Raw genomic sequence first — 25,586 nt, forward strand, 5'->3', positions numbered from 1 at the left:
ATGTATAGTTATTTATAAGTACGTATTCTTAACTGTCCCAAAACGCATCTTTGATATGATTGAGCGCTGTTTTGGGAGATTTTGTTATTGCGACAACATCAAATCTGACTTCACCGACATAACCTGTTTTAAGAATATAAGCCTGAGCTGCACGAATCAATAGACGCTGTTTTTTGCGGTCTACAAATTCGTAGGGTTCGCCGAAATCCGTTCCCGATCGTGTTTTTACTTCAACAAATACCAAGGTATCCTTGTCCACGACAATCAAATCTACTTCTAAATTCTTAAATCGCCAATTTCTTAACACTATTTTATAGCCTATCTTGACGAGGTATTCCATAGCCATCTGCTCGCCCCATTCGCCCGTTTCAAGATGCTTTGCCATATCAAAGATTACTTTACAATAGTGTTGCCCAGAAAGCCGCCTAATAGGCGTTCGGCTTCTTTTAATTTCTGATATTTAAAAATAAGGACTTCCAGGTTGGCCACATCTTGTTCATGTTTCATTTCTTCGCGAATATGATGCATTTCTGCTTCGATCTTACGTTTCTTGATCCGATAGATCGCTGTAACGACAAGTTGTTTTAGATGTTCGTATTCTTGCGTTACATAAATTTTACGCTTATCGTCATTCCAATTTTCGCTGAGCGAATATTTACTGGCAACGCAATTGATCGCCAAATCTGCTATAGCAGGGTCAGAATTTGAATAGAATTGTTTCGTATCTGGAATTTCGTATTTTTCCGCAGCTTCTCTATAGACGTTTAAAATATAAGCCGCAGCTTTATCCTTAAATTCAATGTCGCTGATATTTCCCAATAGCAATCCTGCAACTGGAATATCACCGTCACCTTCCCAGGTTGCCAGATAATCACCATAGTTGATTAAAATACGGACGATCTCACGTTCTTGGAGAATTTCCGAAGTCAGCTGTGCCGGCTGTTCTACAGACTCTATGGGAGGTAATCCCCCCCTTTCATCATCTGTCATAAAGAAATCCGGCGGTGGCCCGTCCATTCCGAAAGGGGGCATCCCTGTATTTGGCGGCGGACTCTGAGGTTTACGAGCAGCATCCTTATCCGCCTTCTTTGCTCTATTGAGCCTAATCTTGTTGAGTTCAGTCAACAAGATACGCTCTTCGATATCCAAAAGGCTGCTACATTCCCGGATAAAAACAGAAACCTTAATTTCATCGGGAATCAATGCAATACTTTCGACCACATCGCGAATAACCTCGGCCCTTTTTATGGGATCGTTATTGGCATCGCGAAGCAAAATATTCGTTTTGTAGAAAATGAAGTCCTGCTGATTGGATTTGACATAATCTTTAAAAGCCGTGGCACCAAACTTTTGCACGTAAGAGTCGGGATCATTACCGTCGGGAAAAAGCAGTACCTTAACGTTTAAGCCTTCTTCGAGCAGCATATCTGTACCGCGTAGGGAGGCTTTGATCCCTGCTTCATCCCCATCATAAAGTATGGTCACATTTTTTGTGAATCTGGAAATAAGCTTGATCTGACCTGTTGTCAACGAAGTTCCCGAGGAGGAAACAACATTTTCGACTCCAGCTTGATGTACCGAAAGAACATCTGCATACCCCTCTACCAAGTAGCAATTATCCTCTTCCATAATTGCCTTCTTGGCAAAATTCAATCCATACAGCACATCGGATTTATGGTAGATTTCGCTTTCGGGAGAGTTTACATATTTGGCAACTTTTTTATCAGTCTTTAGTGTCCGACCACCAAAGCCAATGACACGTCCTGTCAGGTTATGAATCGGAAACATGACTCGGCCACGGAAACGATCATATAAAGATTTATCATCGCGTTCAATAGCCAAACCACTCGCGGCCAAATAATCTGGGTGAAAACCAGCTACCTGTGCTTTATCGACCAATGCCGTCCATTCCTCAGGCGAATAACCCAATTCAAATTTTTTGATGATATCCTCACGGTAGCCGCGCTCCTTGAAATAGTTGAGCCCGATGACCTGTCCCATTTCAGTTTTCCAAAGTTGCTCGGCGAAGAATTTACTGGCCCAAGCGCTTAGCACATATAGACTTTCCCGTTTATCCTGCGCGGCAAGCTGGGCTGGAGAACGCTCGACTTCTTCAATTTGAATGGAATATTTATCGGCTAAATAACGAATGGCTTCCGGGTAAGAGAACTTTTCCAGTTCCATGACGAATTTAAGGGAATCCCCACCGACACCACAACCAAAACACTTATAGATACCCTTCGAAACAGAAACGTGGAAGGAGGGTGTCTTTTCATGGTGAAAAGGACAATTTCCGATCAAAGAAGTTCCCCGTTTCTTTAAATCAACGAAGTCTCCCACCACCTCTTCTATCCGTGCTGTTTCCAGTACCTTATCAATAACTTCTTGCTTTATCAAAACGTTTCTTTTTTAATGTAAAATTAGAATAAATCTTTTGCATCTCCACTACGAAATGGCTTCTTTAATAGCATTGCATAAGGACAATGAGGCAAATAGAAAGCAGAACAAGTGATAAGCCAGCTCCTATAAATAAATTGTTTTGATATGCTATGCTTTGTATTGCATATCAAAAGCAATTTATCTAAGTTTGTTCTTCAATTTATAGCTGATTAAGATAATCAAAATGAGCAAAACAATCAAGAAAATATGCTGTATCGGTGCTGGTTATGTCGGTGGACCTACCATGTCGGTTGTTGCAAAACAATGTCCACATATTGAGATTACGATCGTCGACGTCAATGCAGCCCGTATCGCGGCCTGGAATGATGAGAATCTTGACAACCTTCCTGTGTACGAGCCAGGCTTACAAGAGATTGTTGCAGAAGCGCGTAATCGTAATTTGTTTTTCTCAACCGATATCGAAAAAGCTATCGACGAGGCCGACATGATTTTTATTTCGGTCAATACACCGACTAAGAATTACGGAAAAGGCAAGGGAATGGCTGCGGACTTAAAGTATATTGAACTTTGTGCGCGGCAGATTGCGGCGGTTGCCAAAAACGACAAAATTGTCGTTGAAAAATCGACTTTACCCGTTCGCACAGCGGCAGCGTTAAAAAGTATCCTGGATAACACAGGTAATGGTGTTAATTTCCATATTCTTTCCAACCCTGAATTTTTGGCTGAAGGAACAGCGATACAGGATTTAATCAATCCAGACCGCGTGCTTATAGGTGGAGAGAATGATGAAGCTATTGCTGCATTGGTCGATATCTATGCACATTGGGTAAGTCGCGACAAGATTCTCACAACAAACCTTTGGTCGTCTGAACTGTCAAAACTAACCGCAAATGCCTTTTTAGCACAACGTGTCTCCTCCATTAACTCTATTTCGGCACTATGCGAGAAAACAGGCGCGAATGTAGATGAAGTTTCCAAGGCGATCGGTATGGATTCCAGAATTGGATCCAAATTTCTGAAAGCTTCTGTAGGTTTCGGGGGCTCTTGTTTTCAAAAAGATATCCTCAATTTAGTTTATATCGCACGGAGTTACGGTCTCACTGAGGTTGCCGAGTATTGGGATCAGGTGATTTTGATGAATGATTATCAAAAACAACGATTTGCGGACAATATTATCCAAACATTGTATAATACTGTATCGGGCAAAAAGATTGCATTCTTAGGCTGGGCATTCAAAAAAGACACGAATGATACGCGTGAATCTGCAGCGATCTATGTGGCTGATTATCTATTGAGTGAACAAGCTGAAATCACGGTGTACGATCCTAAAGTTTCTGCTGAACGCATCTATGCCGACCTCGATTATCTGAACACCCGATCTTCGGAAGAAAACAGGGCCTTGGTAAAGGTGGTCAATACCGCCTATGAGGCTTGCAATGACGCACATGCAATTGCAGTATTGACTGAATGGGATGAATTTAAGAACTATGACTGGGCCAAAATCAAGGAGTACATGAAAAAGCCTGCATTTGTGTTCGATGGCCGTAAACTATTAAACCGTAAGGAACTTGAAGACCTTGATTTTAAATATTACGCGATAGGCGAGTAATCAATATATAGGTAAAAAAGAACCCTCAGTATATAGTTGTATAAGTGTATGCAACTATAACTGAGGGTTTTGTTTGTGCCTGTTGTCAACGCATAAGGAAAGAGAGATGAAACACAAGCGATGCAACAGGACTTTTTATCTTAATTATTCAGCATTCCATAAAACTCATTCATGTAATAAGATTCTTGGAGCGCATCTCTGAAATTCTGCCATTGTTCCTCGTCAAATGAAAACACGATATCTGGATAAGGTGTTTTCATGATCAATCGAAATTCACCATCTGGAAATGTACTAAAAAAGAGTTCATCACCATTACTTTTTGTAATATTCAAGAAATCGAAGAATTTATTCTTCGTAAATGTCAATACAAAACTTTGTTGCCAGATATAGTAGGTTTGACACTTATGGCAAACACTAATATGGGTATCTCCTCTTTGGCTTAGAATTTTTGTGTCACACATAGCACCTCTTTTATTTAGACTCATTATAAATAACATTCAAATGTAAGAATAGTTTTTAGAATAACAAGTACCTGAACAAAAAAAAGGCGATATATTTCTATATCGCCTTTTTTTGATTAGTGAACATTAGTTTAAACCTCTCTTTTTCAATAGATATTTTGGATCTGGATCTGTACCTCTAAACGTACGGTACATCTTCGCAGGATCATCTGTACCTCCTTTTTCAAGGATATTCTTACGGAAAGAATCTGCTGTCACTTGATCGTACAATGATTTTTCCTTGAAAGCTGCAAAAGCATCCGAATCCAATACTTCAGACCAGATATAAGCATAATAACCTGCAGAATACCCACCGGCGAAAATATGTTGAAAATATGTACTTCTATAGCGCGGAATAATCGCATCAATAATACCAATTTTTTTCATTGCCGTTTTTTCAAAGCCATTAATATCTTTTGAAATTTCTTTTGTGGTAGCATGATAATCCATGTCTAACAACGCAGCAGAAAGGTATTCAACGGTTGCAAATCCTTGATCAAAGGTACCGGCCTTTTCCATTTTCTGAATCAATGAATCTGGCATCGCTTCTTTTGTCTTATAATGCTTAGCATATGTTTTTAACACTTCTGGATCTGCTGCCCAATTTTCCATCACTTGTGAAGGTAGCTCAACAAAGTCACGTGGCACAGAAGTTCCCGCCATTGAACGGTATCTCACATTGGAAAGAAGACCATGCAACGCATGTCCAAACTCATGGAACAAGGTAGTCGCTTCATCGAATGTCAACAAGGCAGGATTTTTTCCCACTGGTTTTGTGAAATTGCATACGATGGAAATTACCGGAGCAACACGTTTTCCATCTTTTGTCGACTGGTTACGGTAGGAAGTCATCCATGCACCCCCTCGTTTAGACTCACGCGGGAAGAAATCAGCGTATAGGAGACCTAAATGTGAACCGTCTTTGTCCTTAACTTCATACACTTCTACATCTTTATGGTAAGTTGGGACATTGTTTAAGGCTACGAATGTCAAACCATATAATTTATTGGCAACACCGAATGCTCCTTCACGAACTGCCGGAAGACTCAGATAAGGTTTAATTTCGTCTTCATTCAATGCAAAACGTTTTTTGCGAATAATCTCTGTATAATATCTCCAATCGTAAGGAGCGACAGCAAAATTGCCGCCTTCAGCTTTAATTTCCTGTGCGATATCAGCCTCTTCACCTTTTGCTTTAGCAAGTGCTGGAGTCCAAAGTTTATTTAATAGTGCATAGACATTGGTCGGATTCTTCGCCATGGATTCCTCGAGTACATAAGCCGCATGTGATGAATAACCCAATAATTTTGCTTTTTGAAGACGGAGATTAACAATTTTTTGAATGATTGCCTTGTTATCGTTGGTGTTATCTTGATTTCCACGTAGCTGATAGGCTTCCCAAAGTTGCTTTCTCAATTCACGGTTTTTTGCATATTGAAGAAAGGGCATAATGGACGGATTCTGTAAGGTAAAGACCCATTTGTCTTTCTTTCCTTTTGCTAAGGCTTCCTCAGCTGCTGCTGTTTTCAACGATTCCGGCAAGCCTTCCAATTGGCTCGCGGAATCAACGACCAATGTATAAGCATTGGTTTCAGCAAGCAGATTTTGTCCGAATTGCGTTGTTAATGTTGAAAGTTCAGCATTAATTTTTTTCATTTTTTCCTTATCCGCGTCCTTTAGATTTGCGCCGGAACGGACAAAACTCTTATAGGTTTCCTCTAACAGTTTATTATCCTGTTCGTCCAATCCAAGTGTATTTCGGCTGCTCCAAACTGTTTTGATACGATCAAATAATTTGGTATTCATCGAGATTTCATCCGAATGGCTCGATAAGATGGGGGCCAGATCTTTCGCTATCGCTTGAATACTGTCATTCGTATTGGCGCTATTTAGATTATAAAATACAGTTGATACATTATTCAGTAATCCGCCCGCATTTTCTAAGGCGACTATCGTATTTTGAAATGTTGCTTTATCCGAATTGTTGACTATTGTGTCAATTTCCAGATTGTGTACCTTTATTGCTTCATCAAACGCTGGCCTAAAATGCTCTGTTTTGATCTTGTCAAAAGGTGGTACATTAAACGGGGTTTCGTAAGCCAATAAAAGAGGATTATCTGTCATCACTTTTTTTTCCTCACAACCAACAAATGCAGTTGCCACTATCGCAAAGAAGGGCAAAAGTTGTCTTTTCTTCATATTATCTGATTATTCCTGATTTTTTTCAAAGATAATAAAATTAGGCAAATGCATGGCCTCCACGGGGAGGCGTTGCAAAGGAGCATGAAAACAGTCATCCTATTGTAAAACAAAAACTTATTCATAAATCTTGTTAAAAATAATCTGTCAATTTGAGTAAAAATATATTAATGAGCGATATTAACCGTTTCTTTTGGAGATGTGCGGGGGTACATCAAGAAACTCTTGAAAAATATCCGGAAGAACATAGTAAGTACACAGCCATAGGTGCTACTATTTTTTTTACAGGATTGTTTGCCAGCCTTTCGGGTGGTTATGCCATGTATTTCGTCTTTAGTGGGGGAACATTTGACTGGCTTTTGGCTATTGTATTTGGTATTATTTGGGGTTTAGCGATATTTAACATGGATCGCTATATTGTGCTCAGTATTAATAAATCCAAAAGTGGGTTTATGCAACTTCTGCAGGCTCTTCCTCGAATTTTATTGGCTATCTTGATCGGTTTGGTTATCTCGAGGCCATTGGAGTTGAAGATCTTCGATAAAGAGATCCGGGAAAACCTCCGTGTACGGTTTCTTGCCGACCAACGCGCTAAAATTGACACACTCAACAGTACTTTCAATAAGAAATATGCTAATGAAGTTGCACTTTTGAAAGCAACCACGACAGAACGTGACTCATTGGAATCCAGCATTAAAAATGACCGTACAAAATTGAATTACGAGATATTCGGAAACAAAACAACTGAAACATCCGGCGTCATGGGCTATGGCCCTTATGCCAAAATGAAAGAAGAAGAGCTGAAGAAAAAAGAGGGGTATTTGGACACTTTACGCAATAAAATAACGACCCAACAAAACGCGATACGTCAGAAACAGAAATTTGAAGGGATATTGGACCAAAAAGTCTTATCCAACGCTTCTTTGGACAGCGCCGTCAACGTCGCTGGTTTTGCAGACCGCAACTCTGCGCTGGGCAATCTAAGATACGATGCCAATGGAAAGATCAACGAGTCCAATGCAAATGCTGTATTTTTTATCGCGTTGCTTTTTGTCTTCCTCGAATGTCTTCCGGTAATCGTCAAACTTTTGGCAGGAAAGGATCCTTATGATAATGAAATCCAAAATCAAAGGACTATTCATGATTACGAATCAGACACCAATGTCACTGTTCAGAAAGAAGCCGTAGACCGTTTAAAGGATACGTATGTTGATGTTTCCATCAATAAGCGCATGAAAGAGCTTTAGTAGAACCGCTAGCATAAGTTAGCAAAGCAGGTTTTGCATTTCGCAGCTAAAAATTATAAACGGGCTTACCTTTCGGCAAGTCCGTTTTAGTTAATCTTCCTCATCGTTAATCTTCCTCATCTAAAAATTTGGAATCGATCTGTTTATTTGCTTTAGCTCCTAAACGTTTTAATTTTTCTACTTTTCCAATCACGTTCCCAGCTCCTGTAGAAAGTTTTTTAGTTGCATCTTCATGGCTTTTTAATGCGCGCTCCAACTGATTCTGCACCTGCTCCATATCGTTCAGAAAGCTCACAAATTTATCGTAAAGGCTTCCTGCTTCCTTTGCTATTTCAATTACATTCCTGGTCTGACGTTCCTGTTTCCAGATACTTGCGATGGTACGCAGGGTTGCTAATAATGTAGAAGGACTTACAATAACGACTTTTCGATCCCAAGCCTCACTAAACAAATCCGGTTTTTGCGCCACAGACATACTCAAAGCCGATTCTATGGGCATAAATAGCAATACAAATTCTGGCGATTCTATACCATACAACTCGTGGTAGTTTTTTGCGGAAAGTTCTTTCACGTGATTTTCCACAGACTGTACGTGTTGTTTTGCGAAAATTGCACGATCCTCATCCGTGTCGGCGTTGACCCAACGTTCGTACGCAATCAGCGAAACTTTTGAATCCACAATCAGGTGTTTATCTTCAGGAAGGTCGATAATCGCGTCGGGCTGCATTCTTCTTCCTTCGGCATCCATAAGAGACACCTGTAATCTAAATTCCCGATCGCGCATCAGTCCAGAACGCTCCAGGACCCGCTCTAAAATTACCTCGCCCCAATTGCCCTGCTTTTTGGTATCCCCTTTTAATGCCTTGGTTAGGCTATTGGCTTCGTCTTTAATTTTAAGACTCTGTTCGACCAGCTGAAGGACAACTCCCTTTAAAGAATTTCTTTCCGCTGCCTCCTGATTGTAATTTTTATCGACTTTCTCTTCAAACAATTTGATTTTTTCCTTCAATGGGTCCAAAATCAACCCCAGGGAACGATGATTGGTCTCTGTAAACTTTTGTGTCTTCTCTTCCAATATTTTATTGGCAATAACCTGAAACTCATTGTTGAACTGCCGTTTAATCTCGGCGATTTCATTCTTCTGTTCCTGAAATTTATCGAGCTGCGCCTCATAAAATGAACGTGTACTTTCTAAAGACCGCTCTGCGACCAGAAGATTCTCCCGTTCCTTATCCAATTCATTTTTTAGCATAAGGCGTTCTTCCAGCAAACTTTGTTCCCGCTGTTGCGATCTGGCAAGCTCAATTTTTAGTGTTTCAACCTCTTTATTGTATGCAGGACCAGCACTCGAATCGGTATTCTTTTTTAATACCAATACGATCAAAATGACCAATAACAATACGATTCCCGCAAAGAAAAATATTTCCATGATTTGTATTTTCTGAAGATGGTGTATCCTTACCTGAGCAGGTCAGTTTAGCCATCATTGTATTAAATTAAACTATAGGCGCCCAAATTCAATGGATCAGCGCTATTAAAGCACCGATAAAAAGTCTGTTGTCAGTTTACAAGGTGCATCATCCGCTTCGCCATCGAAGCAGAATCAGAGCAATGTACCGTTCAACGAAGCTTTATTGCAATTTTTGGTGTGTTTTCCACCATAGATCGGGCATTTCACCTGAGACAGCCAATTGATAGTCTTCATAACGGCAAGGCACGAGGTAATAGCGTTCGTTGACTGATTTAGATCCAAAATAAGGCACTTGAATCCACCAGCGGTCTGATTTTTTACTTTTCACAAAGACCAATTCATGCTCCTCATTTTCCAGTGTGGTGCGATAAATGATATAAGATGATTTGGGATACAACGGCGTATCTTGTTTACGATTATAATAACCATCAATAAAGCACCAAATCATTTGGGAGACCAACATCGCCGTCTGTTCCATTGGATCAAATGTTGGATTGAATTCATAAAAACCGATGGAAGAACATTTATCCGACATCCCCGCATAGCGGGCAAGTTGACAAGCTTCATCGCCAAATAAACCATTGGGCATTGCATTGGCATTTCCAGGTGCTTCGGAGGCCCGAATGGCTCCAATATCAAAACTAATTAAATCTGCCGCCCGGATCAAAGGCTCTGATTGGTCCATTTTACCGGCAATCATACCGACTCGTGTCGCATTAAAAAATAGTTTATCATACATATGGATAGACTCTTTACTGACGAGGTAGGTTTGATAGGCTATGGCATTTAAATTGAATAAATAGTCAGGCTGATGCAAAATAATATGGTTTACATAAGATCGGGAATTCAGTATTACATTTTCGGCATTTTCCTCGTCAAGGTCAAAACGCGCATCTATAATTGCCAGCTCGATCTTTCGCTCTAAATTTTGATACCCCAAATATTGTGCATAGGTGAGGTCCTGTCCACCACCAATGATAATTGGAAGAATATTCTCTTTGACCAGTTCCTCCACGACAGATTTTAAAGCGATATAAGTATCTTGAATTGTATTACCTGCTTTAATATTTCCCAAATCAACGATATTCATCGTATAATCGCCCTGATATAGTGCATAGAGATGTTTTCGTACAGCATCCGGCGCTTTATCCGTTCCATTATTATTCATGGATGCACGATCTTCCTCCACACCGACAATAGCCAATTGAGGCTGTTTATCCCTTTCCCAGCTCGGAAAATCAGTTTCATAGGCTTGAATAACGTTTCCAAGTTGAGAACTCAAGAACCCATGCTCAGGAGCAAAACCTGTAATTGAAATCGGGCTAAAGAATACGGACAGTGATGACATAAGCTATAATTTGTAAAATCTCCTATTTGTTCTGAAAACGACTGTTTTAATTGGACTGAAAGAATTTACCCGGCTTTCATGGCGTTTAATACCTGCGAAAGCATGAAGGTTTTTCAGGATGCAATTCACACAAATATCCATTTATTAACTAACTTTTGAAAACATTATTTTTAACAGTATCTTTATCAAGTGATATTAATAACTGGAGGAACAGGTTTTTTAGGGTCTACACTAATCAGACAGTTGATAGACCAAGGAATTGACGTCATTGCCATCAAAAGAGCTCAATCGACTATTCCTGCCTCGTTATTATCTTCTTCGTTGATTCAATGGATCGACGCTGATATCAACAATTATTTTGAATTAGAAGATGCTCTTGAAGGGGTTACTAAAGTGTTCCATTGTGCAGCATTGGTTTCCTACCAAAAGAAAGACGCTAAAGCGCTCTTTAAAGTGAATGTGGAAGGAACGACAAATGTAGTCAATCTTTGCCTTGAAAAGGGCATTCGCCTACTTCATGTCAGCTCGATCGCAGCTTTAGGGACAAATAGAGACAACCTGCCGGTATCCGAGAAAGACCACTGGGAACACAATGCACTAACATCCAACTATTCGTTATCAAAGTATCAGGCGGAGATGGAGGTATGGCGTGGCATTACCGAGGGTCTAAATGCAGTTATTGTCAACCCCGCCGTAATTTTAGGTGCTTCGGCCAACGACAAAGGCTCTGGAGCTATTTTTTCAATGATCAATAAAGGTTTACGATTTTACCCAAAAGGAAGCGTTGGCGTTGTTGACGTAGAAGATGTTGCTGCGATCATGATTCAATTGATGGAAAGGGACGATATTACTGCTGAGCGCTATATTATCAATCATCTCAATATAAGCAACAAGGATCTGTTGAGTGTGGCAAGTGTGTTAATGAACAAGCCAAAACCGACAATCGAAGTTTCCGAGACCTTACTACAAATTGCCTCTACTGTTTCCAGCGTGCTTTCCGTATTTAAAAAATCGGATACACCATTAACAAAAGAAACTGCGGCGGCTTCAAGCGCCAAATTGCAGTATTCCAACGCTAAAATCCAAGAACTTTTAAACCACAATTATCGGCCTTTGGAACAAACGCTAAAGGAAATTGCAGATTTATATAACAAACAGTAAAACTATAACATAACAAACAACCGAACCTTGAAACCATCGGCAACCTACCGATATCGGAGACTAGCATTCAGCGCTATTGCTCATGATCGTTTCATAAAAAATTAATAAAATGAAAAACTATTACATCATTGATTTTGATAGTACATTTACACAAGTAGAAGCACTTGACGAACTTGCACGGATCTCTCTTGAGAACCATCCGGATCGCGAATCTATCTATCAAGAAATTGAGCGGTACACCAATCTTGCCATGGAGGGTAAACTCTCTTTCCGAGAGGCTTTGGCTGGTCGCGTAAAACTCCTCAATGCCAATAAATCTCATCTCGATAAACTTGTTTCACATCTTAAGAAAAAGGTTTCGACTTCTTTTTCTCGAAATCGTGAATTTTTCAAGAAACACGCCGACACCGCATGGATCGTTTCAGGAGGTTTTAAGGAGTTTATTACACCTGTCGTTACACCCTATCATATCAAGACTGAAAATATCTATGCCAATACATTCAGATTTGATGAAGAAGGTAATATCATCGGTTTTGATGAAGAGAATCCTCTATCAAATGAAGGTGGAAAAGTGCAATTATTAAAACAATTGAATATTGAAGGAAGACTATTTGGCATTGGTGACGGTTATTCAGATTTTCAACTGAAAGAATCGGGATTAATTGAAAAATTCTTTGCATTTACAGAGAATATCCAACGCAAAAGTGTCACTGAGAAAGCAGACTTCATCACACCTAGTTTTGATGAGTTCTTATATGTAAATGATCTGCCCCGTGCCATCTCCTATCCTAAAAATCGTATCCTTTGTTTGATCGTGGGAGATGTACCAGAAATAGCGGCTCATATCTTAAAAAGAGACGGTTTTTCTATCCGCACAAAAGATACATTCGAAGAAAAGTATGTAAAGGATGTAGGGATGCTGCTCTTGGGCGACAATATAGACATCAGTGATGAACAGCTTCAGCAGGCCGACAAATTAAAAACAATCGGATATTTGGGCGATATCAAAGGACATATCAATAAGGATATCTGCAATGCAAAAGGTATTGTCGTTTTCGACGACAAGAAAAATAAAAAGAAAAATTCAGAGTTTATTCCGCGTCGGATGGCCGATTTTATCAACAATGGTGATACTTATTTAAGTCGCAACTTCCCAAATCTGATTTTACCAAAAGTAAAACAGGTCACAAGATTGCTGCATATCCACCAAAACGTTCCCGGAATTATGGCTCAGATTAATAAGGTCTATGCCCAAAATAACATCAATATCGTTGCCCTATTTCTAATGACCAAAAACGACATTGGCTATGCGGTAACCGATATACAAGGTGAATATGATAAAGATCTATTGAAACAACTCAAACAGATCGACAATACAATTAAGTTCAGAATATTGTATTAATAGCATGCGGCGGTAAATATGGGGCAGCTATTGCGTACATAAATTCCGGCTTATGAAACGAGAAATTTATTCAGGCATACCGACGGTGTGCCTGAATTTTCGCTCAATAACTCTTTTTACACTAAAACACACATATTATGTCCTTACATCAAGATGCCGAACTAAAGAAAGCTGTCCTTGACCTACCCCAAAAGGAAAAAGACAAACTCCTCGTACGCCTGATCAGCAAGGACAAAATGCTCATCAAGCAATTGCATTTCCAATTGTTGGAGGACGCGGAGGATTTAGAGAGACGTATTGAAAAACTACGGAAGCAGCTGGAGCAATTGTTCGATAGTGGTTTGAGTCAAATTGGCAATACGCCACAACATAGTAATTTTATCTCGCTTAGCAAGCTTATCAAACAGGCAAGCGGTTTAGTGAATGAGCACGAAAAAGTCACCAAGGATAAAATCAGTGAAGTAGAATTTAGATGTTATATCCTAAAGAGAGCCATCGCTGATTACGACAGGCTTTTCGACCCCTCCTATCAGTCTGCTGCCCACAAATTACATAAATATATAACAGGGCGTATCAAGCATGCGGTGGGCAAATACAGTAAACTTCATGAAGACTTTCAATTTGACTATCGGGAAGATTTTCAAAATACACTGGATGCTTTTGGTAATACAACACTTAAAAGCTATATTAGTGAACAGAAGATTGACCTCGACCTAAATTAGTTATGAGAAACAGCAAAAATCGCGTTAAAATTGGATCCTTTCATGTTACAGCTTATGAGCAATATAAATTAATTTACTTGGCCACCTTATTGGTGTTGCTCGCTTTTGCCTATACTTTTTACCTCGCGAAATAAGCCCCTGCACAGATTCATCTATTATAGCTTTTGAGCTTCACAAAGTCATCTCCTTCTTAACGAGCAAGTCAACTATTTTTTTACCAAAAAATTTAGTACTTCATACCCGATACTTGATACTATTTCGTTAAATTCGCACTTATTCGAAATTTTTGCTCGTGGGAATTCAAGAAATATTAGAAAAATACAGCCAAAGCGAAACTGTTCAGTCGCTTACCAAGGCTTTACAATCCAAAAACCCCAAGATTCAGTTGAAAGGGCTTATTGGTTCTTCGGATGCATTCATAGCCGTATCTTCTTACAACTTACAGGAACGTCCAATGGTCTTTATCTTACCGACTCATGAAGACGCTTCTTATTTTTTAAGTGACCTGGAAAGCCTGTTGGATAAGCAGGTTCTTTTTTTCCCTTCGTCTTATCGCAAAACATTTGATTTTACGCAAACGGACTCTGCCAATGTATTGCAACGTGCGGAGACATTAAGTTCGCTCAATCATACTTCGGAATTACCGAAAATGGTTGTTACTTATCCAGAGGCTATTGCTGAGAAAGTGATCAACCGCAACGACTTGGATAAAAACACGTTAGAAATAACAGAAAACACAGCGCTAAGTATTGATTTCATCAACGAATTTTTGATCGAATATGATTTCGAACGTGTCGACTTTGTGTATGAACCGGGACAATTTGCGATACGCGGTGGCATCGTAGACATCTTTTCTTTTTCGAATGACCTCCCATATCGTATTGAATTCTTTGGCGATGATATCGAAAGCATACGTACATTTGACATTGAATCCCAACTGTCTGTCAAAAAAATCCACAAAGTAACCATTGTACCAAATGTTCAAGCGAAATTCCTGACATCCCAACACATTTCCTTATTGGAATATGTAGATAAAGATGCTACGATCTGGATCAAAGACGCTCAATTTACGTTAGATATCGTGAAAGATGGGTTAAAGAAAGCGGAAAAATTATGGGCGGGATTAACCGATAAGCAGAAAAAGGATAATCCGGAATGGCATAATCCAGCCTATGAATTTACAGACGAGAAAAACCTCAATGCCTTATTTTTTGAGTTCCCCATCATCGAATTCGGCAAACAGTTCTTTTATAAAGCTGAAGCAACGTTCAAATTCGATATACATCCCCAACCTTCATTCAATAAAGATTTTAATCTCTTAATCCATAATTTCAAGGAGAATGAGAGCCAGCGGATTCAGAATCTGATCTTTTCAGATTCGACCAAACAGGTCGAACGTATCTATACGATTCTGGAAGATCTCGATAAATCAGCCACCTTCATTCCGATTCATAAAGCGTTACGCGAAGGTTTTAGAGACGACAGTTTAAAGTTGGCCTGTTACACGGATCACCAGATATTTGACCGTTATTATAAATATAAACGTAAGAAGGCTTACGAGCGCTCACAGGCAATTACGCTCAAAGATCTACGAGATCTTAAACCGGGCGATTTCATTACCCACATTGATCATGGTGTCGGCCGCTACGGAGGTTTGGAGAAAGTAGATGTCAACGGTAAGTCTCAGGAAATGATCCGCTTGATCTATGCGGACAATGACCTGTTGTATGTGAACATCAACTCTTTAAACCGTATTTCCAAATATTCCGGTAAGGAGGGCACTGTTCCCAAAATGAATAAATTGGGGACCGACGCCTGGGACAAACTCAAGAAGACGACCAAGAAAAAAGTCAAGGACATTGCGCGCGACTTGATCATGCTTTATGCCAAACGAAAGGCACAGCATGGAAATGCGTTCTCACCGGATAGCTACCTACAGAATGAGCTGGAGGCCTCCTTTATTTATGAGGATACACCCGATCAGGAAAAGGCTACTGCCGATGTGAAAAAAGATATGGAATCGCCACATCCGATGGACCGATTGATCTGTGGGGATGTAGGCTTCGGAAAAACGGAGGTTGCCATCCGTGCGGCCTTCAAAGCTGTAGCAGACAGTAAACAAGTTGCTGTCCTGGTACCGACTACTATTCTGGCATTACAGCACTACCGGACATTTTCGGAGCGTCTAAAGGGTCTTCCATGCACGATCGACTATATCAACCGTTTCAAGACGAGCAAACAGATCAAAGATACCTTAGCCAGGCTCGCTGAAGGAAAAATAGACATTATCATTGGTACACACCGCCTTGTTAGCAAAGATGTCAAATTCAAAGATCTCGGTCTGATGATTATCGATGAGGAACAAAAGTTTGGGGTGGCAGTAAAGGAAAAATTGAAAGTCATGCGTGCGAATGTAGACTCGCTGACATTGACAGCAACGCCAATTCCAAGAACATTGCACTTCTCATTAATGGGGGCCCGCGACCTGAGTATCATCTCGACTCCACCACCCAACCGGCAGCCCGTACAGACCGAACTGCATGTTTTCAATGAAACATTGATCGGCGAAGCTGTCAGTTACGAACTTGATCGTGGCGGGCAGGTGTTTTTTATCCACAATCGTGTTGCAGATCTTCCGCAGCTGGGCAATTTGATTCGCAAGCTGGTTCCCGGAGCACGGGTCGGTGTGGCACATGGCCAGCTTGAAGGGGATGAACTTGAGGATGTGATGCTCAAGTTTATCAATCACGATTTTGATGTCTTAATTGCAACAACGATTATTGAAGCGGGGCTTGATATCCCAAATGCGAATACGATCATTATCAATCATGCCCATATGTTTGGCCTGAGCGACCTGCACCAAATGCGGGGTCGGGTGGGCCGCTCCAATAAGAAAGCTTTTTGTTATCTACTGAGTCCGCCATTGTCGACCTTAACACCGGAAGCCTATAAACGACTTTCTGCAATAGAAGAGTTTTCGGAACTGGGCTCTGGATTTAATGTTGCCATGCGCGATTTGGATATACGTGGCTCGGGAAATCTCTTGGGTGGTGAACAATCGGGCTTTATTGCCGAGATCGGTTTCGAAATGTATCATAAAATCTTAGACGAAGCTATTCAGGAGCTAAAAGAGGATGAGTTTTCGGCGGTATTTGCGGATGAGAAAGAACGAAAATATGTATCCTTTACGCAGATTGACACAGACCTCGAGGTATTGATCCCCGATGAATATGTAACCAATATTACAGAACGGTATAATCTGTATACTGAACTCTCCAAATTGGAGAACGAGCAGCAATTGGCAGCCTTTGAAAAAGAACTTGAAGATCGATTTGGCCCCATCCCACGCGAAGTCTTTGAATTATTCAATACACTCCGTTTACAGTGGTTTGGCAAAACGATCGGGTTTGAAAAAATAGCGTATAAAAAGCATACACTGAAAGGTTATTTTGTCAATAACCCCAAATCCAGCTACTTTGAATCGGATCAATTCGGTCGTGTACTGTCCTTTGTACAAAGCCATCCAGAGATCAGCAACCTCAAAGAAGTCAAAGGCCAGCTTCGTTTAGCGTTAAATAATGTGAATACCATTGGGTATGCGTTGAGTCTTCTGAAAGAAATGTTATAAGATGTATTAATGTTGTAAGCGATATTGATGCACCCGATATAAATAAAATCTACATATTGAGTAGATTTTATTTATATTTGAGATACAAGATAAACCGTCTTCGCGCTATTAGCACCAACAATGCTTTCAAACGAGCGAAGGGTTCCTTACGGTCAAAGATTCGACAAGATCGAATTATAGACTCTTAAGGCAATACAAGCATCAATCAACATTATTAGCATGGCTACCAATACCGAAACGATACTCGTCCATGAAGGACAGCAATTCAACCAGACATCTGCAGTAACTACGCCAATCTATCAGACATCCACTTACATTGCGGATCCTGACCCTGCGGAATATATCAAGGCCGCTACCGAACCGAAACATCCTTATTTTTATCATCGTCATGGCAACCCGACGAATAGCCAAATCGCCTCCATTCTAGCAAAATTGGAAAAAACGGAGGATGCACTGGTATTTGCAACAGGTATGGCAGCGATCAGTACAGCCATATTGGCCATCGTTAAATCGGGGGATCATATTGTCGCCCAACATGCACATTATTCCGGAACAGCTATTTTCTTTAAAGAGTTCCTAACCGATTACGGTATCACGGTTACTGCTGTAGACCAGACCGATGTTTCAGCATTTGGAGAAGCTATTCAGGCAAATACCAAGCTGATTTATATAGAGACTCCATCGAACCCTAATCTCCATATCACAGACCTAAAAGCGATCGGGGAACTCGCCAAACAACATGGGATTCAGAGCATGGTCGATAATACATTCGCCTCTCCTATCAACCAAACACCGACAGATTTTGGAATAGACGTCGTTGTCCACAGTGCCACGAAATACTTAGGTGGACATAGTGACCTCACTGCTGGTATCGTCTGCGGTAAGCAGGACTATATCGCCAGCGTATGGAAACGATCCGTCGCTTTGGGCGCATCACTCGCACCGCTTGATTCCTGGTTATTATTACGGGGATTAAAAACATTAAGTTTACGAGTCAAACAGATCAATACCAATGCGCTAAAGATGGCTGAATTTCTGGATCAACATCCAAAAATCAAAAAAGTGAGTTATCCCGGACTTCCTAATCATCCCCAACATGAACTCGCCGCCCAACAAATGAACGGTTTTTCGGGCATGATTTGCATCGATGTCAATGGTAAAGATGAAGAGGATGCATTTTTAAATGCACAGAAACTCATCAATGGACTCCATATATTTATCAATGCGGCCAGTTTGGGAGGGGTCGAGTCGCTTATTGTACATCCTGCGAGTATGTGGGGCGGTCATCATACGAAGGAACAAAAAGAAGCTTCCGGAATCACGCTAGGCATGTTGCGTATCTCTGTTGGAATCGAGCATGCCGATGATCTAATCGCCGACTTAAAACAGGCATTGGACCAGCTTAACTAAGACTTATATGGTAAGTCGTTATCACATAATACAAAAAAATAAGGGGAATAACATGAACGTGTTATTCCCCTTACTGCACACCTATTTTTTATTAAAGTACGCGGGTACCATCGGCAATCCTGACCTGAATGACCGAAAGTTCTTTATCAAATTTCTCTTTGTATTCTTTTTCAAGTGTTGGCAAAATTGAAGGTAGTACGCCTTCTTTTACGATATTGATTGTACATCCACCGAACCCGCCACCCATCATTCGGGCACCGATCACCTCAGGAAACTGTTTGACGTAATCCACTAAGTAATCCAGCTCCGGACAACTGACTTCATACACTTTACTTAATCCCTCATGGCTCTGAAAAATATACTGTCCAAGCTGAACAACATCTCCTGAACGTAGTGCATCACACGATTTCTCTACGCGTTCATTCTCGCGAACTACAAAGCTTGCTTTCGCATAAATGTCGGCATCTTTATCTTTCACTAATTCATCAAGCATCGCAATGGTTACATCACGCAAATTCTTTACAGCCGGGTACTTCTCCTGCACCCATGCAGAAGCTTGCTCACATTGTTCACGACGCGTATTGTATGCTGTAGAAGCTAATGAATGTTTTACGTTTGTATTCAATAATACAACTTCATAACCCTTAAGATCAAGCGGAACATACTCGAAACCCAAGGTACGGCAATCCAGTTTGATGACATTTTTCTCTTTACCGAAGGCTGAAGCAAACTGATCCATGATACCACACATCACACCAGCATAGGTATGTTCAGCCTTTTGAGCAATCTGTGGAATATCAAGTTGTTCGACCTGCAAATTGAACAGTTCACTGAGTGCTAAGGTAACGGCACATTCAACGGCAGCTGAAGACGATAATCCAGCACCCAGTGGCACATCACCATCGATATACAGGTTGAAGCCCCCCAGTGTTGTCCCACGTTTCAGGTACTGGTCAACAACCCCCAAAATATAGTTTGGCCAATGTTTCTCAGAAATAGCAATAGCTGCTAGCTTGACCTCATGACGTTCCTTGTAGTCTTCCGCATAAAGCACAATGTTATCATCCGATCGCTTACTTACAGCAACATATATTGCTTTGTCAATTGCGGCAGGCAATACAAATCCATCGTTATAATCCGTATGTTCTCCAATGATATTAATCCGGCCGGGGGAAGTAACGACAAGAGGTTCTTCTTGGTAGAGTTCTTTAAATTTATTTACAATTGTATCTTTTGTTATCATTTTATTTCGCTTTATAATGTACTGTCGAACAATTTCGCAATTGTTCTGCGGCAACCTCCGGTGTGATATCACGTTGTGGATTTGCTAGCATTTCATAACCAACCATAAACTTTTTAACGGTAGCAGAACGTAACAGTGGTGGATAGAAGTGCATATGCCAGTGCCATTCCGGGTGGTCACCATCATTTACTGGGGCCTGATGCATTCCTGCAGAATAGGGGAAAGATGTTTTGAAGAGATTGTCATAACGCGTCGTCAGTAACTTGAGAATAGCGGCAAAATCCGACTTTTCCTTCTCGTCAAACCCACCAATGTTTTGGATAGATCGTTTGCTGACGATCATCGTTTCGTAAGGCCAGGCGGCCCAAAAAGGGACTAGCGAAACGAAAGAATCATTTTCGTCTATAATGCGCTCCTCTTTTCTCAACTCCGCTTTAACATAATCTGACAGGATCGTACGTTGATATTTATTGAAATAGTGCTGTTGCTGAACGCATTCTTTTTGGATTTCTACAGGCAAATGATTTTGTGACCAGATCTGTCCATGGGGATGTGGGTTACTACAGCCCATGATTGCACCTTTATTCTCAAAGATCTGAATATATTTGATCCAGTCAACCTGAGAGAGTTCAACAAACTCTTTCTGCCAAAGATCGACTACTGCTTTAATAGCTACCTGATCCATTTCTGGCAAGGTTAGGTCGTGGCGTGGTGTGAATGCAATTACTTTACAGATTCCTTTTTCGGTTTCGGCGATAAATAATTCATCTTCATTAAATTCCTGCTGGCTTGTATCTTTCAGTAAAGCTGAGAAATCGTTCACGAAGACAAAACTTTCTTTATAATCTGGATTGATATCACCGTCTGCTCGTTTATTTGTCGGGCACAAATAGCATTGTGGATCATATTCCGGTCTATTATCCCCGGGAAGATCTTCTACTTGCCCTTGCCATGGTCTTTTACTACGATGCGGAGACACAAGTACTTTTTCCCCGGTAAGAATATTAACACGTGTGTGGGGAGAGTCCCCAAAGTTTAAAGTTGATTGCATGTTATGTATAACTGGTGTACAGAATACACAATTATAGGTATATTAACTCAAAAGTCAAAGGAGATTTTTTAGGCTTTAAACTTTGGGTCCTGCGCTTTCAGCAATTCGAATATGGTAATTTCAGGAAGAATTCCAACACGTCCTGGATAACCCAAAAAGCCATAGCCCACATTAACATATAATCGTTTGTTCTGTTGCGCACGGTATAACCCCGCCCATTCCTTATAGATATATTGCACTGGACTCCATTGCAACATCTCGGACCTTACGCCAAATTGCATACCATGTGTATGTCCAGCAAACATCACATCAACGTCTGTATCCAATACCTGGGCCCGCCAATGTGACGGATCGTGCGATAAAAGCAACTTAACAGGTTGCTCTTCGGTACCCATTAACGCTTTTTTGATATCACCATGTTTCGGAAAACGGCCAGTCCCCCAATTCTGAACCCCGACAATACAAAGCTCTTCACCGTCGACCTTAATCTTACGATTTTCATCCATTAAAAGATCCCAGCCCATGATTTTATGAACATCGATAACATCTTTGAGGTTCTTACGCTTTGCAGGAGAATCTTCTTTACCATAATAATAGTCACCATAATCATGGTTACCTAATGTAGAAAACACACCCAAATCAGATTTCACACGCGCAAAAATATCTTGATAACCACGCATTTCAGAAGCTTGGGCATTCACGATATCACCGGTGAAAAATGTCACATCTGCTTTTTCCTTTAAAAGCATATCAATACCACCGCTGACAGCCTTTTTATTGTAGAAAGATCCAGAGTGCACATCTGAAATCTGCGCGATGGTCATTCCATGAAATGCTTTGGGCAAATTTGGTAAATACAACGGTACTCTCCTTACACGATAGTCGTAGGCTCCTGAAATAATTCCCCAGCTCAGGGGTATCAAGGGTGAGGCACCGACTAGAATACCAGCTTTTGTTAAAAACTCGGATCGACTAATCCCTTTCACTGGATTTTCCGGTAAAGGTTCTCCGGCATCGTCGACTAAATCCTCAACAGATCTCTTTTTTGCGAACAGACGTTTCAACCATACACCCCCACGTCGGATATCATCAATCAACAAAATCAAAAAGAAAAATATCTTTGATGCGGCTGTCAGAAAAAAGGCGACTAAAATAACCGACCGGACGATTAAAGGAATACTATATTGTGCTGAGATAAAAACGCCCAATAGCAGTAAAACAGAATAAGACCACCAGAGAATAGCAAATACTTTTGTTTTGGGAAATTTAATCTTCGTTGCACGGAGCGCAAAGAAAATATAAAAATCCAATATGAGTAATACACACGCGTTTACTAACAACATCTTTTATCGATTTTAGTTTTTGGCATTAAGCGCCAATTGTTTTAAAGATTCGATCCATTTGGGATCATCATTAAGACTCTCTACCAAACACACTTCCTCCCCCCCTAAATGTTTAAATTCATTAGCATATTCCACGCCAATTTCATCAATGGTCTCGATACAATCCGCCACAAAAGCAGGACTAAAAATTAATAACTTCTTATAACCCTTAGCGGCAAGATCATGCAATAAATCGGAGGTATAGGGCTGTATCCAGGGTTCTTTACCTAAACGGGATTGAAAGCAGAGCGAATATTGTTCTTTTTTCAACCCGAGCTTGGCAGCTATCGTCCGTGTTGTCGCATAACATTGCGAAAGATAGCAATATGAATTGACTGTCATTTTACAAGAATCACAGCCTGATTCGGGGCATTTAAGCTGACCTGTCGGATCTACTTTTCCAAGCTGCCGCACAGGAAGGCCATGATAACTAAAGACAAAATGGTCAAAACGTTCCAAATCGTGCCTGCGGGCATGATCCGCATAAGTTTCTGCCATTAAATCGTCTGTACAGAAATTGCTTACGAAACTGATTTCTGGCAGATAATTCCATTTGCGAATAAGCTCCATGACACGATCGATGACTGAGCCCGATGTTGCTGAGGCGTACTGTGGAAATAAAGGAATGACACGAATGGACTCCAAAAATAGGCCTTCCATATTTTTCAAGGCAGCCTCAATCGATGGGTTTTGGTAACGCATCGCTAATTCCACATGGTATTCTTCTCCCAACGCTTCTTGAAGCAGATCGCGTTGCAAAATACTGTAGTGCATCAAAGGTGATCCTGTTTCTTTATCCCAAATCGTTTCGTATACTTTTGCCGATTTGGGCGCACGTGTACGTGCAATGATTCCCTTGACCAATAAGGTGCGTTGAAAATAAGGAATATCAATAACTCGCGGATCCATTAGGAACTCCGTTAAATACTTTCTTACATCTGGAGTGGTGGGACTATCAGGTGTACCCAATTGTACTAAAAGAATACCTTTTTTGCCTTTATTGCTCATAGCTTACAAAGCTACGCAAAAAAGAGTGCACTCCGGACCTAAACCGCGGAATTATGAAATATCTGTGACGGGTAATTGTACTTATAATGCTTCTAAACTTGCTTTTACGTCTTTCATCAACCACATTGGTGTTGAAGTAGCGCCACAGATTCCAATGCGATCGTTTTCAGCAAAGACCGATGCATCTAAATCAGCTGGATCAGAAATAAAATAACTAGCGGGGTTGGCGTTTTGACAAACTTCAAACAGCACCTTTCCATTGGAGGATTTCTTGCCCGATACAAAAACGATCTTATCGTATTGTCTGGCAAAAGCGCCAAGATCTTCGTATCGATTAGAAACTTGTCGACAGATCGTATCATTGGCCTTTACCTCATAGCCTCGCTTGATCAATTCGTCTTTGATGGCATAAAATTTATCCACGCTTTTTGTTGTCTGGCTGTATAGGGTAAATGAGGCCGGCAGTTCGACTTGATCCAATTCGGAAATATCCTGAAAAACCAAAGCTTCATTATTTGTCTGCCCCTGCAAACCGATCACTTCAGCATGTCCATGCTTCCCAAAGATTAAAATTTTCTCCTCTTGGTCGAACGACGTTTTTATACGGTTTTGCAGTTTAAGCACCACTGGACAAGAGGCATCTATCAAGGTAATGTTATTTTCCAAAGCAACTCGATAAGTCTCCGGGGCTTCACCATGAGCACGGATCAATACCTTTTCATTGCTCAAGGTCGGCAGAGCGGCATGATCGATAATCCGCAAACCTTTTGCTTTCAATCGGGCAACTTCCTCATCATTATGAACGATATCTCCCAAACAATAAAGGTACCCCTCTTCCTCTAAAATCTCTTCCGCCATATCAATAGCGTATACCACTCCAAAGCAAAAGCCTGAATCTTTATCGATGTCTACTGTTAGATTTAATGCCATAATAACACAAAGTTACATATTCGTATTGAACTTAGATCAATTGTTTTTTTACTTTTCTATAAACGGCCAGATACAAAGTTTTGTTACATACAGAGAAAGACATTCAGTTGGGAACAAACGGAAACATCTATTTCAGCAGAGGCATAGATCCGTGAACAAAAACCAATAATTTAGCGATAAGGGTGACATCAACCCGTCGGCTTATCAATAATTGTGTCTATATAGAGGCGTAATGATATTGCATATGAAAAGCAATTTATCTAATTTTGCAAAAAAATTAAAATAATGGCAACTAACAGAACTTTTACGATGATCAAACCTGACGCAGTAGCGAACGGTCACATCGGTGCAATCTTAAACGATATCATTGCTGGTGGTTTTAAAATCATTGCAATGAAATACATCCAACTTTCTCAAGAGACAGCTGGTGCATTCTATGCAGTACACAAAGAGCGTCCTTTCTATGGTGAGTTGGTAAATTTTATGACTTCAGGTCCTATCGTTGCTGCAATCTTGGAAAAAGATAATGCCGTTGAAGATTTCCGTACATTGATTGGCGCGACTAATCCTGCTGATGCAGCTGAAGGTACAATCCGTAACAAATATGCTAAATCTATTGACGCAAACGCTATCCATGGATCGGATTCAGATGAGAATGCTGCTATAGAAGGAAACTTCTTCTTCTCTCAATTTGAAAGATTCTAGTCGTTAGAACAACATAAAAAAAGCGCTCTACAATCTGTAAAGAGCTTTTTTTATGTATTGCCCCCTTCGACTGCATCCTAATACGAATCTCCAACCGTTCACTGAACCATCGTCCCTAATGCGTGTACGAAGGAATACGCTAAAAGTTTCTTTAACCGAGATACTCATCC

The 25,586-nt window shown here is 40.6% G+C and carries 19 protein-coding genes; 8 read left to right on the forward strand and 11 right to left on the reverse strand.

Annotated elements, in window-relative coordinates; all coding sequences use genetic code 11:
- Positions 1 to 28 precede the first annotated feature (28 nt).
- Together AAW12_RS06000 and dnaG are read right to left on the reverse strand one after the other, a co-directional pair.
- Positions 29 to 385, reverse strand: a complete 357-nt coding sequence (locus AAW12_RS06000; protein ID WP_046672699.1) for a YraN family protein — start codon at positions 383 to 385, stop codon at positions 29 to 31.
- A gap of 8 nt (positions 386 to 393) precedes the next feature.
- A complete protein-coding gene (gene dnaG, locus AAW12_RS06005) occupies positions 394 to 2,397 on the reverse strand; it encodes a DNA primase (RefSeq protein ID WP_046672700.1) in 2,004 nt (667 codons plus the stop codon).
- 226 nt (positions 2,398 to 2,623) lie between these two features.
- Here dnaG and AAW12_RS06010 point away from each other — a divergent pair, with 226 nt between their 5' ends.
- Entirely contained in the window at positions 2,624 to 4,009 is a 1,386-nt protein-coding gene (locus tag AAW12_RS06010) for a nucleotide sugar dehydrogenase (protein WP_046672701.1), read from the forward strand.
- Between the two features lie 140 nt (positions 4,010 to 4,149).
- Here the strand turns inward: AAW12_RS06010 and AAW12_RS06015 are convergent, their stop codons facing one another.
- The gene (locus AAW12_RS06015; protein ID WP_046672702.1) at positions 4,150 to 4,470 is read right to left on the reverse strand and encodes a hypothetical protein; all 321 of its coding nucleotides are present in this window, start codon (positions 4,468 to 4,470) and stop codon (positions 4,150 to 4,152) included.
- 126 nt (positions 4,471 to 4,596) lie between these two features.
- Entirely contained in the window at positions 4,597 to 6,708 is a 2,112-nt protein-coding gene (locus AAW12_RS06020; RefSeq protein ID WP_046672703.1) for a M3 family metallopeptidase, read from the reverse strand.
- A 170-nt stretch (positions 6,709 to 6,878) separates the two neighbouring features.
- Here AAW12_RS06020 and AAW12_RS06025 point away from each other — a divergent pair, with 170 nt between their 5' ends.
- Positions 6,879 to 7,955, forward strand: coding sequence for a DUF4407 domain-containing protein (locus tag AAW12_RS06025; RefSeq protein WP_046672704.1), 1,077 nt, complete (start codon positions 6,879 to 6,881; stop codon positions 7,953 to 7,955).
- A gap of 106 nt (positions 7,956 to 8,061) precedes the next feature.
- Here the strand turns inward: AAW12_RS06025 and rmuC are convergent, their stop codons facing one another.
- Both rmuC and AAW12_RS06035 read right to left on the reverse strand, forming a co-directional pair.
- Positions 8,062 to 9,384 carry a DNA recombination protein RmuC gene (gene rmuC, locus AAW12_RS06030; protein WP_046672705.1) on the reverse strand — a complete coding sequence of 441 codons (1,323 nt, stop codon included), beginning with the start codon at positions 9,382 to 9,384 and terminating at the stop codon, positions 8,062 to 8,064.
- Between the two features lie 202 nt (positions 9,385 to 9,586).
- Complete coding sequence (locus tag AAW12_RS06035) at positions 9,587 to 10,774, reverse strand: formimidoylglutamase (protein WP_046672706.1); 1,188 nt, start codon at positions 10,772 to 10,774, stop codon at positions 9,587 to 9,589.
- A gap of 189 nt (positions 10,775 to 10,963) precedes the next feature.
- On the opposite strand from AAW12_RS06035, the gene AAW12_RS06040 reads away from it, so the two are divergent.
- The 5 genes from AAW12_RS06040 to AAW12_RS06060 all read left to right on the forward strand — a co-directional run bounded on the left by AAW12_RS06040 (position 10,964) and on the right by AAW12_RS06060 (position 19,097).
- Positions 10,964 to 11,935 (forward strand): NAD-dependent epimerase/dehydratase family protein, encoded by a 972-nt coding sequence (locus AAW12_RS06040; RefSeq protein ID WP_046672707.1) that lies wholly within the window; start codon positions 10,964 to 10,966, stop codon positions 11,933 to 11,935.
- 109 nt (positions 11,936 to 12,044) lie between these two features.
- A complete protein-coding gene (locus AAW12_RS06045) occupies positions 12,045 to 13,337 on the forward strand; it encodes an HAD-IB family phosphatase (protein WP_046672708.1) in 1,293 nt (430 codons plus the stop codon).
- A gap of 137 nt (positions 13,338 to 13,474) precedes the next feature.
- On the forward strand, positions 13,475 to 14,059 hold the full coding sequence (locus tag AAW12_RS06050; RefSeq protein ID WP_046672709.1) for a hypothetical protein: 585 nt from the start codon (positions 13,475 to 13,477) through the stop codon (positions 14,057 to 14,059).
- A 292-nt stretch (positions 14,060 to 14,351) separates the two neighbouring features.
- Positions 14,352 to 17,687: a transcription-repair coupling factor gene (gene mfd, locus AAW12_RS06055; RefSeq protein ID WP_046672710.1), complete on the forward strand. Its 3,336-nt coding sequence runs from the start codon at positions 14,352 to 14,354 to the stop codon at positions 17,685 to 17,687.
- 219 nt (positions 17,688 to 17,906) lie between these two features.
- Positions 17,907 to 19,097, forward strand: a complete 1,191-nt coding sequence (locus AAW12_RS06060; RefSeq protein WP_046672711.1) for a trans-sulfuration enzyme family protein — start codon at positions 17,907 to 17,909, stop codon at positions 19,095 to 19,097.
- A 91-nt stretch (positions 19,098 to 19,188) separates the two neighbouring features.
- Here AAW12_RS06060 and galK read toward each other — a convergent pair whose 3' ends face one another.
- The 5 genes from galK to AAW12_RS06085 all read right to left on the reverse strand — a co-directional run bounded on the left by galK (position 19,189) and on the right by AAW12_RS06085 (position 24,711).
- The gene (gene galK / locus AAW12_RS06065; RefSeq protein WP_046672712.1) at positions 19,189 to 20,340 is read right to left on the reverse strand and encodes a galactokinase; all 1,152 of its coding nucleotides are present in this window, start codon (positions 20,338 to 20,340) and stop codon (positions 19,189 to 19,191) included.
- 1 nt (position 20,341) lies between these two features.
- A complete protein-coding gene (locus AAW12_RS06070) occupies positions 20,342 to 21,391 on the reverse strand; it encodes a UDP-glucose--hexose-1-phosphate uridylyltransferase (protein ID WP_084823094.1) in 1,050 nt (349 codons plus the stop codon).
- Between the two features lie 68 nt (positions 21,392 to 21,459).
- A complete protein-coding gene (locus AAW12_RS06075) occupies positions 21,460 to 22,734 on the reverse strand; it encodes a metallophosphoesterase (protein WP_046672713.1) in 1,275 nt (424 codons plus the stop codon).
- A 12-nt stretch (positions 22,735 to 22,746) separates the two neighbouring features.
- Positions 22,747 to 23,781 carry a ferrochelatase gene (hemH, locus tag AAW12_RS06080; RefSeq protein WP_046672714.1) on the reverse strand — a complete coding sequence of 345 codons (1,035 nt, stop codon included), beginning with the start codon at positions 23,779 to 23,781 and terminating at the stop codon, positions 22,747 to 22,749.
- Positions 23,782 to 23,862: 81 nt separating this feature from the next.
- Entirely contained in the window at positions 23,863 to 24,711 is an 849-nt protein-coding gene (locus tag AAW12_RS06085) for a 4-hydroxy-3-methylbut-2-enyl diphosphate reductase (RefSeq protein WP_046672715.1), read from the reverse strand.
- 285 nt (positions 24,712 to 24,996) lie between these two features.
- Between AAW12_RS06085 and AAW12_RS06090 the strand changes: the two genes are divergently transcribed.
- Positions 24,997 to 25,416 carry a nucleoside-diphosphate kinase gene (locus AAW12_RS06090; protein WP_046672716.1) on the forward strand — a complete coding sequence of 140 codons (420 nt, stop codon included), beginning with the start codon at positions 24,997 to 24,999 and terminating at the stop codon, positions 25,414 to 25,416.
- Positions 25,417 to 25,586: the final 170 nt, after the last annotated feature.

It is taken from the genome of Sphingobacterium sp. Ag1 (assembly GCF_000988325.1).
Lineage (GTDB): Bacteria > Bacteroidota > Bacteroidia > Sphingobacteriales > Sphingobacteriaceae > Sphingobacterium.